The organism is Aporhodopirellula aestuarii (assembly GCF_023701485.1).
Classification (GTDB): Bacteria; Planctomycetota; Planctomycetia; order Pirellulales; family Pirellulaceae; genus Rhodopirellula; species Rhodopirellula aestuarii.
Genome location: NZ_JAMQBK010000071.1, coordinates 1 through 12,486 on the forward strand (window position 1 = coordinate 1; position 12,486 = coordinate 12,486).

The window sequence follows — 12,486 nt, forward strand, 5'->3', positions numbered from 1 at the left end:
GTCTGAATGTCTCCCGCCAACGATCGTGTCCCCTGCCCTGGCGAAGCAACCGAATCCAAATACTAAGCAGGTATGCAGGAATCATCTGGCGAAACTGCCGCGAACTGTAGACCGGACCGAGGCTTTGCGAGTCCCGGCATTCACTTGCACAGCCGTGCCGGAACTGCGTCGCTTAGGCTCCTTGGTCCGGCCTACGCCGAACCGATCACGATCAGCGGAATTGTCGTTCACACCGAATCACTTCGGTGTACCTGCTTAGCAACTGCAAAACATTCGGTCGAAGCTCCATCATTCAATTAAGATTTGGGCACGATCCGATGCAAGCTCGCCTGCAACTGGCTGAGCCGCATGCAAGCGGCTATTGCATTTGACGCGTTTTGCAGCTTTCGCCGGCGCCTTCATCGCTCTGTGGCCGGGGGCGGCGTGATAGTCGCGTACCCATTGAATTTCCCCACGCTTTCTTTGATTGAGACACTATGTTTTCCACCTCGCGATCGCATCCGCTTTTAAGTCCTCACGCTCCATTTTCGGGCGTACTCACTTTGGTGGGCGTGCTTGTTTTAGCGATGAACTTGAGTGTGTCTGCGGTAACTGGAGCAGAACTCGCTCGAGAAACGGTCGTGTGCTTCGGAGATAGCATCACGCGGCGTGGTTATCCCGAGATCATGGGGCGGATGCTCGGTGTTGACGTTATTAACGCCGGAGTACCAGGGCACACATCGCAGCAAGGGTTGCGACGGATGGAGTCGGATGTGCTGGCAAAGCGGCCTGACGTGGTGGTGATTTTCTTCGGGACGAATGACATTCGTGTGGATGTCACCAAACACGTGCCCCTCGACGATTACACGGCCAACCTGCGAACGATGATCAAAGAATGTCGTTCTCGAAACTGCCGCGTGGTGATGTGCACTCCGCCGCCTATCAACCACGACGCGTACTTTAAACGCCATCGCGTCGAGGTTTTCGATCAGGCCGGTGGTTTGGCGAAGTTGCTTTCGGATTATCGAGACGCGGTCAAGGATGTCGCACGCGAGAATGACGTGCCGGTAGTCGACTTGTACGGTTTGCTTCCCTCCGAGCCGGATTGGATGTCACCTGATGGGGTTCATCCAAGTGATGAGGGGAATTCGATCATTGCAAAGCATGTCGCAGCGGCGGTGAGGCCGATGTTGTCGACTCTCAGGCGAGAGGCAAGAGCAGACTTCGATCCCCATCACCCCGAGGTGGTCGTCTACGGGGGGACCAGCGCCGGCGTCGTGGCCGCGGTGCAGGTGGCTCGGATGAATCGTTCCGTTGTGCTATTGGAACCTGGTAGACACATCGGTGGGATGACGTCGGGCGGTTTGGGGGCGACTGACATCGGTAACAAAGACGTCATCGGTGGGCTCAGTCGTGAATTCTATCGACGTGTTGCGAAGCACTATGCGCAAGATTCGGCTTGGATTCACGAGACCCGAGAAGAGTTCTTTGCGAACCGTTCCAAGCGAACAACGCTGGAGGAAGTGAGCGGTCCCGACGCGACGATGTGGACGTTCGAGCCGCATGTTGCGGACAAAATCTTCAATGAGATGTTGCACGAAGAGGGCGTGGTGGTGGTTCGCGGGCAAAAGGTTGTTGACGTCAACATGGACGGACAACGGATCGTTTCGATTGCGATGCAAGATGGCGAAACCTACCAAGCCAAGATGTTTATTGATGCTTCCTACGAAGGCGATCTAATGGCACGTGCGGGCGTCACGTATCGTGTCGGTCGGGAGGGCAACGCCGAGTACGATGAAACCCTCAACGGCATCCGAGATCGCACTCCCAAAAATCAGATCTATGACAGCGTTGATCCCTACGTCTCACCCGGTGATCCATCGAGTGGACTGATTCCTCTGATCCAACCCGGTGACGGGGGTATGCCCGGGGAAGGCGATCATCGCGTCCAGGCTTACAACTTTCGTCTTTGCTTTACCAACGTCGCGAAGAACCGAATGGAGTTGGAACCGCCAGCTGATTACGACCCGGCGAGATATGAGCTGGCGGCCAGACGCGTTGAAAAAATCGTTGCCAAGGGGCTTGAGCCGAGGTTGGATCAGTTTTGTAATCCGGTCTGGATGCCGAACTTCAAGACAGACATCAACAACTCACAAGGTATTTCGACGGACTTCATCGGCGGCAATTACGACTACCCGGATGCCGACTATGACACTCGCGAGGAGATTTGGCGGGCCCACGAAAATTATATTCGCGGGTTTTGGTATTTCATGTCCACGAGTCCTCGGGTACCGCAAGACTTGCGGGATCAATTTCGATCATTTGGTCCTTGTCGCGACGAATTCCAAAGTACGGGTGGGTGGCCGAACCAGTTGTACGTCCGCGAAGCTCGGCGGATGAAATCGGACTATGTCATGACCGAGCATAATTGTCGTGGCAAGGTTGTTGCCGAGGATTCGGTCGGGATGGCCGCGTATGGGATGGATTCACATAACTGCCAACGGATCGTGCAAAACGGCGCCGCCCGCAACGAGGGTGACGTTCAAGAGCATGGGCTACGTCCTTACCCGATTTCGTATCGAAGCATTGTTCCCAGTTCGGGTGAATGTGAAAACTTGCTTGTCCCTGTTTGCGTTTCGGCAACACACATCGCGTTCGGTTCGATTCGGATGGAACCCGTCTTCATGGTGCTTGGTCAATCGGCGGCGACCGCGGCCGTTTTGGCGATCGATGAAGACACGACGGTGCAGCAACTCGATTATGCAGAGTTACAAAAGTTGTTGTGGGCGGGCGGCCAAGTCCTCATCAGGAAAACGCCTGCGGGCAAATCGGCGAGCATGCCGGTGCCGAATAGGGATCTGGTTTGGAGCCCCGCCACAACTGATGGTGACTGGAGCAATCCTGAAAGCTGGCATGGAGGGGCAACGCCAAATAACGAAGATTCGCTGTTTATCAATTCGAGCGGTTCCGATCGAGCGATTTACCGGGGTGGTGTGTCGGCCAACCTGAACGCCATTTATGTCGGCTCGGAATTCGGCAAGGTTGGGGAGTTGCAGATCAACGGCGGTCAACTCCATGCGACGGCACGGTCGACGCGGCACACCCGTGTGGGGATTTCAGGAGGTGTCGGAACGGTTTGTCAACGCGGCGGAGACGTGACGCTCAATTCATTGCAAGTCGGTTTACAATCGCAGTCGAGAGGCGTGTATCGTTTAGAAGGCGGGACGTTGCGGGTCACGCGGTCGGTGAAGCCGGAGATTGGTAGTCTCGATATTGGGGACACCAATCAAGAAGGCAGTGCCCTGTTTGCGATCTCGGGCGGTGAGTTGGAAACCCGCGGTGGGGTCACGATTGGGAACTCCGATGGCGAGGGCACGTTCGTTGTCGATGGTTCCGCTGCCAAGCAGATTTTGATTGGCGGTTATGAGGGTGGCGGAGGATTTTGGAATCAGAATTCGGCCAGCACGCTGAAAGTGATTGTGGACGACAACGGTGTGACCCCACTTACGATCAGCGCCTCTCGCGCGATCGGCGGGGACGTGACGTTTGCAAAAAACGCCATTCTCGACCTGAGCTTTGGAAAGGCTGCCCGTTCGGGATCATGGGACGTGATGACTTGGGAAGGATCGCTCACGGACCGGGGGTTGAGATTATCGCCGAGCGTTGATCCCAAAATTTGGGCGTTCCACTTTGTCGATACAGATGCCTCTGGGTCGGCAGATACGCTTCGAGTTACCGCGACCGTTGAACCGACACCGCCCCAGAACGGCGTCGCACATCTGAACGTGGACTGACGATGATTGGTGGTCGCCGGTTTGTGAGTTGTCGCATTATCGCTGCGGTGCACGCGTTAGTCCGGCACCGAGCGATTGAGATGTGAGGGTCTATCGGGCGTTACTTGGTTCGCACGTAAACTCGCAGCCTTTTGCTCGCGTAGGTGTCCGCGTTGGACGTGAACGTCCAATCATGTGTCTCACCGCTGCTGTTGCCGATGCCGATGTCGGCTTTGACGCCCGCTCGCCACTTGTTGATCGCAAAAAGAGTTTGCTTGGTAGCGTGGTTATGAACTTGCATGCTGCCGTATCCATCGACGGGATTGCTTGGTGCATCGCCGAAGTCATAGGTTTGGCTGCTGGCTCCCTTGACGTTTGCCGCATTGGTAGCGTTGTAGTTATTTGGCCAGAATTCGAGATTGCCTGTCGCAATTCCAGAGCCCGTCGTGATCCCATCGACGTTTGTGAACACATCAAGCGAATCGACACTGCATTGAAAATGGGCGCCGGACGAGATCGTCGGGATGCCGATCTTGGTGACGTCATTGGTGAACGCATTCATTGAGACGAACACGGTTCGCTGTTCTCCACTGTTGGTCACTAGTTCGAGGAGATAGCCGACTCGGTCGAAGCTGGTGACAGAGTCACTGTTGTCGGTGTCGTATTGAATGTTCGGGCCTAGTTTGGACAGATCAAGGTCATAGACGACTTGGTATTCGTCTCCGATCGGGAGCGTACTGACAAAATCAGGAAGTTCTCCACCTCGGACGGCGCCGACGGGAAGTCCGGTGCCGCCACATAAATTGGGCTCGGCTGTCTTATGCCATGCAAAACGAAATGCGACGGGTTCCTTCACTTTGTCGGAAGAGAGGATGACCGCGTCGCCATCGATTTGGGCAGTGGCGGTTTGAAAGCCCGCTGATCCAGGACCGATGATTTCGAAATGGGTCGGCGATTTGCCGTCGCGTGTTTTTAAGCCGCCACCGGTGTTCTTGAATAAAACGCGGAGTCGGCCGTCGAGCACTTCGAGCGATTCCATTTCGGGGCTCACGGCGACGAGGTCCTTGCGGCCATAGTCGTTCTTGAGTGCGAGCAGAGCCAAGCGTCTTCCGACTTCCTGTTTGCCGGGCGGGTGAATGTTACCGATGGTGGCAATGTCGTTGATGACGACCATGCCGGTGTTCGGGACTTGTTGTGCAACTGCTGCCTGGGCTTCCCAGAACCGAGCGAGAATTTCGGGGTCTTCGTTACCGTACTGGTAAGGTGCGATTTGGACAAAGTAGAACGGGAAATCACCTTGCTGCCAAAGTTCACGCCAGCCGCCGATGAGGGCTTTTTTCTTTTCGAGATACAGCATTCCTTCGCCGTGATTGGATTCACCCTGGTACCAAATGGCACCGCGAATTGGGAAACCAAGGATCGGATGGATCATTCCGTTGAACAGCATCGTGGGATCCTGATGACTTTTGAACGGAGTCAATTCGGTGGGGTAGGCCGGATTCGCGGTGAGTAATTCTCCGGCGGCCTGAGCCTGCTTTGCATTTTCAATCCAATCAGCCGTCGCGGTGATGTGCGCGGTCAGTTTTTCGTTGTAGGCGTCGGTGCCGGGGGTGCGACCGATGATCGATCGGTAGATGTCCTGTAACGCATCGACACGCTCAAATCCGACCGGTGGCGTCCAGGGTTCGACGCGGGTTCCGCCCCAGGGTGAATTGAGCAACCCGATCGGGACGTTGAGTTCTTGATGTAGGTTCCGGGCCATGAAATAGCCACACGCGGTGAAGCTCCCGGCGGTCTCGGGCGAGCAAACTCGCCACTGCGCGGGGACGTCGTTTCGAGGCAAAAACTCGGGCGTCTTGGGGATAGCGATCTGGCGAATCAAAGGGAAATTGGCGGCGGCGATTTCCTGCTCGGCGTTGCTGGACCGGGCTACGGTCCATTCCATATTTGATTGTCCTGAGCAGAGCCACACCTCGCCGATGAGTACATCTTTGACTTCGACGGTGTTGTTGCCTTTGACCACCAGGGTTTGGGCGGTGGCGTTGGCATCCATCGGTGGTAATTCGACTTGCCACCGTCCCGATTCGTTGGGTGTCGCGGTGGCTGAACTGCCAGCGAAACGAACGTCGACTGATTCGCCCTGGTCTGCCCATCCCCAAACGCGGATAGGGAGCTGCTGTTGCAGCACCATGTGATCACTGAAAACGCTCGGTAGACGAACATCCGCGTTCACGGCGGAGAACGACGATCCGAGAAAAGCGCTCAGCGTGAACGCGACGAGACGAAAGTTGAATCTGAGGTGGGGCATAGCAGAGGTGGGTGGGGAGTTAGGAGGGAGAATGGACGACAACACCGTCCGGGAGGAGTCGTAGTATATACGATGCCATGGCGGGGTGTGTGGACGCGGTGGGGATGTGCGGGGCGGTCAGGAGCGTTGTCGCTTTCGCGGTGTTGGACGGCAAATGAGGTGTTTTTTTGTGATTCTGCGTAAGGGGCTGTCGCAAAAGCCGCGGCTGAGGCGGTGCGAAGGGGACAGGAAGTTTTTACCGTGACCGCGCGCGAAAACATGACCTATGTTTCCAAAGGGTGACCCCCATCTCAGCGATTGCCAATTCCTCCATCTTGCCCCGAACCCTGAAAATCGACATGAATGACGCCAACCTGCAGGCGATCCAAGAAGCTTTTGCTAGCGCCGCGATCCCGATCGCTCTCCTTGGGCTCATCTTGATTGTCGGCATGTTTTTGGTGACGGGCTATTCGATGAAGTTCGCACTGGCGGTCGCCGGTGTCGGACGATTCGGTTTTTGGAAATCGATTGGCATCGTGCTTGTGACGGGCATGATGAGTATGTTCGTGTCGCTTTCGATCGTGTTCGCATTTCCGGGGGAACCCGTCGCCGGATTGGCGGCCTGTGTGGTCTCGATTGGCGCGTACGCCGTCATCGTCTCTCTGATCGGTCAGTGCGGAATCGGCCGCGGCATCGCGACCTATTTTCTCAACGGCTTGTTCAATGGTCTCGGGATGATTCCGTTAGTGGCCGTGTTGGTTATGGGAATCGTGGTGATCTCCAAAACGTCTGGCATCGATCAGGTCGACTTTGAAGGCCTGCGAGCTGAACTCGCCCAGTCGCGAGGCCAGATGGGTGCCGAATCGAACGCCGCAGACTGGGGCGCGGGCTTCGCAGGCTTTGATATTACGCAGGTCTCAGGTCGCGGATTTGGTGACCCTCAAGAAGGCGGCGGTTTGGGTGCGACGCAGAGTATGCCGAAACAGTTGCCGAGCCTCATTGCCGCTGATGAAGGACAGGGTGTGTTCGACAGCTTCTTCACCGACGAGAAATCGAGTCCTTATCCGACACCATCGTCCAGCGGATGCAATAGCGGTTGTTCCAAGAATCAGGTGACGCCACCCAAGCCATCCGAACCGGTTACGAGCGGAATTCAAGCGAACCCGTTCGCGAAGTGAATCGCATTGTTCGCCTAAGGAGTCTGGGCAACGCTGGTCGAGGTGAACGGCGAAAGCTACAACCTCATTCGAGATCCGCTTACTTTTCGATCTGTAGAAACGCGACGATGTGTTGGTCGTCGACGAGGTGATCGGGGTCACGCATCATTTGTCGACCCAATCCGAACGTGGGTTCGCTTTCGGTCGGTTGCACCACTGGGGCGATGATCAACGTCGAGCCTGGCCGAGTTTTCCACGTGACATTCAGTTCGGTTAAATCCCATCTTTCTCGGCCGGCTTGAATTCGTACCGCGGTATCGCTGCTAACGAATTTTTGGCGGACGGCACCGTGATGGATTTCGGGACGGATTTCGAGTGTTGATTGGCCTCGTCGTGTGCCCGTCTCGGCGGTGACGGCGAGTAGCAGTTGTGGTGAAACGAGGTCACGGCCGATCAATCCGCTGGCTTGCCTGAGCAAAATCGTATGCGAGTTATCGAGGGCAGGTGCAAGCGGCAGTTCGTGTCGTCGTGAGGGTCGGAGCGGGATGATCTCTCGCCCGTCGGATTTGGCGCCTAAAACTTCGGCGCCGGCGAAAAGTTCATTGATCGGGTCTCGCATTCTGCCGTTTGTTTCGGCGTCGCTCTCGGGGGCATTTTCCAGCGAGTTAATCAGACCGATTCGAAGACCATTGGCCATCCAAGCTTGGCGAACGCGTGCGTCGAAGACCGTTTCGTCGACGTTTCGCCACATCTCTTCTCCCAGGGCTGAGGAAGGAACGTGCCGGAATTCCACAGCCAACGAGATCGTGTCGCGGGATTGGTGGGTCAGCGTCGAAACGGAGCGATGTGCTGTCGCGATTTCCGCGTCACCGGATCCCGACTCGCCGCTGGGGTCGAGCAATTTGCCCGATTCGGACCACACTCCGGAATTCCAAAGTGCGCAGCCGGGGGCCACCAACAGGAACGCGAGCAGCACGATAGGGACGAATCGAGGCAGCACATGCTGGCGATTCGGCCTTTCGATTCTCGACGTTTTCATCGCGGCGGCTGCGTGGCTGGAATGTTCGTTGACAGAGAATTGTCGCGGTTCTCCCGCAACTAACCTACGTTCGTATACGAATTGTCGGCTCCGCGTGTCAACGTCCGGCGGCGATCAGGGCTAAGAATTGGCGACAAAAGTCAGGCAAATCGTCGGGCCGACGGCTGGAGACGTGATGCCCGTCAACGACCACCGCGGCGTCCTCGTAAATCGCACCCGCGTTGATCAGGTCGTCTTTGATCCCCGGGGAACCGGTCACCCGGACACCGCGGTACACCCCCGCAGAGATCGGAATCCATCCTCCGTGACAGATCGCGGCGATCGGTTTGCCGGCGGCGTCGAACTCTTGGACCAATCGGAGCACATTGGGGTCCCGGCGAAGTTTGTCGGGCATGAACCCTCCGGGAACGAGCAACGCGTGGAATTCATTGCTGTCCATTTCTGAGATCGCGGCGTCGCTCTCGCACGGATATCCCAGTTTTCCTTGGTAGACCTTGCCCGCTTCGGGGCCGGCGACAATGACCTCGGCACCGGCCTCGATCAATCGAAATTTAGGGTACCAGAGCTCCAAATCCTCGTAAATCTCACCGACAAAGGCGAGCACGCGGCAACCGGAGAGGGTGATCGGGGAAACGTGATCGGTGGTGGGCAGTGTGGTCATCAGATTGTTTTTGATTTGCAAAGAGATCGTGTGGCTTTGATGGGAACAGTTAAACTAGTAGATTCGTTAGACGATGATCTAGGCGAGCGGTGCAGAAATTTTACCTTTTGCTCGCCCTCCCCCACTCTCCCTCCCTTTTTTCGACAAAGACCGCCGTGGACGCCCTGGCTCGCCCCAAAGACGATCTGTTTGACAATTCGACCATGACCGTCGGAGAACACCTCGAGGAACTCCGCGGTGCGTTGGTGAAGGCGATCATGTGGCTCGCCATCGGATTGGCTTTCGGCCTGTTGGTCGCCAATCGCGTGGTCCGGTACGTCCAGGAGCCGCTGAAAGAGGCGATTATCCAGTACAACGCCGACCGGGACCTGGCCCTGCTCGGCATTTCGAATACCGACGATCCTGCCACCAAACGGTTCCACCGGTTTTTGACGCAGAATGCGTTGGTGGCCGAGTTGGTTTATGCGTTGCCAACACCGCTGAGTCCGTCCGCGGCGGCCACGTTGGCGGCGGCAGACGCCGGGCAGGTCGGCGACGCGGAGGCGGAGGCTCCCGATGGGGATGTCGCGGCGGGTAAATCGAAGGAGGATGCGGCAACAGTCGCCGTAGAGGAGGCCGAGAAACTCGACGGGACGCGACGAATTGATACGGCGGATTTGATTTCAGCGATTGGTGCCGTGCCGGATCCGGACGCGATGGTTCCGACGATTCAGTTTCGTCGTAGCGAGCGGGGTGTCAGTTCGCTCAAAGTCGAAGAGACGTTCATGATCTGGGTGAAAGCCGGTTTGATCGTCGGCGCGGTGTTGGCGTCACCGATGATTTTTTATCACCTGTGGAGTTTTGTGGCGGCCGGGTTGCACTCACATGAGCGGCGATACGTGTACATCTATCTGCCGTTCAGTGTGGTGTTGTTTGTGTCGGGCGTGGCGCTTGCGTTTTTCTTGGTGTTGCAATATGTGTTGAGCTTCCTGCTCGCCTTTAACAGCAGCATGGACGTGGCCGTGGAGCCTCGGTTGTCGTACTACGTGAACTTCGTTTTGATGCTGCCGCTGGGGTTTGGCGTCGCGTTTCAGTTGCCGCTCGTGATGCTGTTCTTGCAACGCATCGATTTGATCCAGACGAAAGATTACATCAGCAGTTGGCGGATCGCGACGTTGGTGATTTTCATCATTTCGATGGTGGTCACGCCGGCGGATGTGACCAGCATGGTGGCATTGGCGATTCCGTTGATGCTGTTGTATTTTCTTGGGATCGGACTGTGTCTCTACATGCCGCGCGGACGCGGTTTGGGCAGCGGTGCGTATGACCCCGCTTAGACGGATGATCCCCTGATGCCGCACCGCATCCGACTTCGCAAGCCGTGGACCCGTCACGACCGCTTGTGCACCGACACGAATGAAACGTCATGCTCGCGTCAGGTGGATGTGCCCGATACCGGGGACCCCGACACCGGGGATCCAGAAAAGCGAAGCGTTGCATCGAGCGATGCGGTGCACCGGGCCGATTATTGTCGGCGATTTAATCGACCCAGTGGGTTGCACGCGGGCGAACGGGTGGAACTCGAGGTGGGCGCGGTGAGCGGCCGGCTTGATGATGTGAGGATCAACAGCCGTTCGATTTTCAATGACGGTGAGTCAACCAGGGTTCACGACGAGAAGGGGCGTGAGTCCGTTCGCTTTGATCTAACCGATCGCTTGGCCGACCACAACGAGCTGGAGATCCGGCTTCTTTGCGACGGGGAGGCTCCCCGTTTGGTCGGCGCGGTGAACCTGTGGATACTCGACGACCGGTCGTGATTTATTGGTATTTGCGGATCAGTTCGTCGAGATCTGCGTCGCTGAGCATGGAGTCGATCTGACGATCGACCGGTTCTTTTTCTTTTGGCCGCCGTGGTGGCATCGGTGGTGGGGGTACCGTTGAACTTTCGGTGGGTGCGGACGCCTTGGTGGTACGTTTTCGTTTCGGATAGCGCGCCAGTAGCACGTGCCCGTCGAGCAGTTGGTCGAGCCAGGTATCGGAGTCGAACGCGGTGGCACGTTTGCGACGGGCGGCAGTCTGCACGCGATGGTCGGATGAAACGACAGTAAGAAGTTTGGGTGTCGGATGCAGGGCGATGATCTCTTCGAGCAGGTCGTCGGCCTCGGAATACTCGACGGCGAAACGCACATCGATCCCTTGATGGTCGTAGCGGTCGGGGAGATGAGGCGGCGCGTCTTTGGCGTCGAAGATCACACAGGTACGGGATCGGACCGTCTCATCGAGATGTTCGACAAGCCGATCGAGCAAAAGCTGACGCTCTTTGGCTAGCCAGTCAGCCGTCGCCCCCCGCGCCGGCGCAGCGACGGGGGCGATGATGTTGTAACCGTCAATCAGGAGTACGACGGACACGACCCATGGGCTCCTGGCGAAAAGGTGACATGAACGTGCACAGCAATGAAACCGCCATAATAGCAGCAATCCACAGAATCGTGACAAAGCATCATCAGAGGGGCGAATTGGGGAACCCTACCGCGCCGTGACGATGAATCTTGCGTGTGTGTGAAACTGTCGCCCGCCGCCTGTCACGTTTGCTGGAACGCTTGAAATGGAAATGAATCGCAACCGTTACTTTCTCATCGGGGTACTACTGCTCTTATTGGGTTCGCAGTTTCGCATGATCGATTCGTTCGTATTGAATGAGCCCACCACGCGAGCGTTGGCAGACATGTCTCGTAAGTCTTCGCCAACGACCAGTGAAAGCTTTAGTAGCTTCCTGATGCAGGTGCATCCGAAGCCCACCAAACGGGTTCATCCCCCACGTTGGCTCGGGTTGGCCATGATTGCCGTTGGCAGTGTCGTGAGCCTCCATGCATTGGCGATTCCTCGCAATGATTGATTCCCGATCGCTGCGTTCGTTCGTTTTGGTCGCGGGGATTGTCCCCGCTAGCGTCTTAGCGGGGGCGTTCGTCAGGACCGACAATGTGATGGCACAGTTTGCGGGCAGTGCAAACGCGACGCCTTGGTCGGGCCGGCCGGGGGCGAGTGAAGAAAGTGATCACCCGACACCGATCAAACGTGCGGTCCAAATCGTTTTGCGCGAAGGGACGTATGTCGGGCCGGTGCGCGGCCGATTTGTGGTTCACGGCCAGCGGTGGAGCTTCCTAGCCGAATCGCAGGCCTCGCCAACCGAGCAGGGGAAAACAGAATGGCTCGAAGGTGGCTTGGCTCGGGAAATTCTTACCGAACAAGACACCTTGCTGGCCCGTCAACGCAGCACAACGGATAGTGAAACGCTGCAGGGACTTAACGCTCGTGGTCCTCAATCACATCGTGGAGGCGTGACCGCTCCCACATTTGACTCGATGATCGTGATCGAGAATCTGATGCTCGATCGAATCGTCCGGGCGATTAAAGAAGATCCGGAAGACGACTACTGGACGATCACCGCAACGGTTACCGAGTTTCAAGATGAGAATCGTCTAGTGCTCTTGACCGTCACGCGAGCTCGCAAGAATCGTGGATCGGTCAACTAAGAATCTCGTCAAAGGTCATTTGGAATCGCGTCGCCATCGTCCGACTCTTTGCATTGGTCGGACGATGGCGTTCCTCCG

10 protein-coding genes are annotated in these 12,486 nt (G+C 56.8%); 6 read left to right on the forward strand and 4 right to left on the reverse strand.

Annotation, left to right across the window (positions count from 1 at the left end):
* Positions 1-476 precede the first annotated feature (476 nt).
* Positions 477-3,773: an FAD-dependent oxidoreductase gene (locus tag NB063_RS24935; RefSeq protein WP_250931751.1), complete on the forward strand. Its 3,297-nt coding sequence runs from the start codon at positions 477-479 to the stop codon at positions 3,771-3,773.
* Between the two features lie 100 nt (positions 3,774-3,873).
* On the opposite strand, the gene NB063_RS24940 is transcribed toward NB063_RS24935, so the two are convergent.
* Entirely contained in the window at positions 3,874-6,060 is a 2,187-nt protein-coding gene (locus NB063_RS24940; RefSeq protein WP_250931752.1) for a sialate O-acetylesterase, read from the reverse strand.
* Positions 6,061-6,398: 338 nt separating this feature from the next.
* Here NB063_RS24940 and NB063_RS24945 point away from each other — a divergent pair, with 338 nt between their 5' ends.
* Positions 6,399-7,217 carry a hypothetical protein gene (locus tag NB063_RS24945; RefSeq protein ID WP_250931753.1) on the forward strand — a complete coding sequence of 273 codons (819 nt, stop codon included), beginning with the start codon at positions 6,399-6,401 and terminating at the stop codon, positions 7,215-7,217.
* A 79-nt stretch (positions 7,218-7,296) separates the two neighbouring features.
* On the opposite strand, the gene NB063_RS24950 is transcribed toward NB063_RS24945, so the two are convergent.
* Together NB063_RS24950 and NB063_RS24955 are read right to left on the reverse strand one after the other, a co-directional pair.
* Positions 7,297-8,235 (reverse strand): hypothetical protein, encoded by a 939-nt coding sequence (locus NB063_RS24950; protein WP_250931754.1) that lies wholly within the window; start codon positions 8,233-8,235, stop codon positions 7,297-7,299.
* 97 nt (positions 8,236-8,332) lie between these two features.
* Complete coding sequence (locus NB063_RS24955; RefSeq protein ID WP_250931755.1) at positions 8,333-8,896, reverse strand: type 1 glutamine amidotransferase domain-containing protein; 564 nt, start codon at positions 8,894-8,896, stop codon at positions 8,333-8,335.
* A gap of 155 nt (positions 8,897-9,051) precedes the next feature.
* Between NB063_RS24955 and tatC the strand changes: the two genes are divergently transcribed.
* Together tatC and NB063_RS24965 are read left to right on the forward strand one after the other, a co-directional pair.
* Positions 9,052-10,212 carry a twin-arginine translocase subunit TatC gene (gene tatC / locus NB063_RS24960; protein ID WP_250931756.1) on the forward strand — a complete coding sequence of 387 codons (1,161 nt, stop codon included), beginning with the start codon at positions 9,052-9,054 and terminating at the stop codon, positions 10,210-10,212.
* A gap of 15 nt (positions 10,213-10,227) precedes the next feature.
* Complete coding sequence (locus NB063_RS24965) at positions 10,228-10,692, forward strand: hypothetical protein (protein WP_250931757.1); 465 nt, start codon at positions 10,228-10,230, stop codon at positions 10,690-10,692.
* A 1-nt stretch (position 10,693) separates the two neighbouring features.
* Here the strand turns inward: NB063_RS24965 and NB063_RS24970 are convergent, their stop codons facing one another.
* Complete coding sequence (locus NB063_RS24970) at positions 10,694-11,284, reverse strand: NYN domain-containing protein (protein ID WP_250931758.1); 591 nt, start codon at positions 11,282-11,284, stop codon at positions 10,694-10,696.
* A 202-nt stretch (positions 11,285-11,486) separates the two neighbouring features.
* On the opposite strand from NB063_RS24970, the gene NB063_RS24975 reads away from it, so the two are divergent.
* Together NB063_RS24975 and NB063_RS24980 are read left to right on the forward strand one after the other, a co-directional pair.
* Positions 11,487-11,771: a hypothetical protein gene (locus NB063_RS24975; RefSeq protein WP_250931759.1), complete on the forward strand. Its 285-nt coding sequence runs from the start codon at positions 11,487-11,489 to the stop codon at positions 11,769-11,771.
* Positions 11,764-12,408 (forward strand): hypothetical protein, encoded by a 645-nt coding sequence (locus NB063_RS24980; RefSeq protein ID WP_250931760.1) that lies wholly within the window; start codon positions 11,764-11,766, stop codon positions 12,406-12,408. The genes NB063_RS24975 and NB063_RS24980 overlap by 8 nt, the downstream gene beginning before the upstream one ends.
* Positions 12,409-12,486: the final 78 nt, after the last annotated feature.

Excerpts from the sequence above, each read along its gene's own strand:
- NB063_RS24950 (WP_250931754.1), bottom strand. The coding sequence starts at position 8,235 with ATGAAAACGTCGAGAATCGAAAGGCCGAATCGCCAGCATGTGCTGCCT.
- NB063_RS24980 (WP_250931760.1), top strand. The coding sequence starts at position 11,764 with ATGATTGATTCCCGATCGCTGCGTTCGTTCGTTTTGGTCGCGGGGATT.
- NB063_RS24940 (WP_250931752.1), bottom strand. The coding sequence starts at position 6,060 with ATGCCCCACCTCAGATTCAACTTTCGTCTCGTCGCGTTCACGCTGAGC.
- NB063_RS24935 (WP_250931751.1), top strand. The coding sequence starts at position 477 with ATGTTTTCCACCTCGCGATCGCATCCGCTTTTAAGTCCTCACGCTCCA.
- NB063_RS24955 (WP_250931755.1), bottom strand. The coding sequence starts at position 8,896 with ATGACCACACTGCCCACCACCGATCACGTTTCCCCGATCACCCTCTCC.
- NB063_RS24965 (WP_250931757.1), top strand. The coding sequence starts at position 10,228 with ATGCCGCACCGCATCCGACTTCGCAAGCCGTGGACCCGTCACGACCGC.
- NB063_RS24945 (WP_250931753.1), top strand. The coding sequence starts at position 6,399 with ATGAATGACGCCAACCTGCAGGCGATCCAAGAAGCTTTTGCTAGCGCC.
- NB063_RS24975 (WP_250931759.1), top strand. The coding sequence starts at position 11,487 with ATGAATCGCAACCGTTACTTTCTCATCGGGGTACTACTGCTCTTATTG.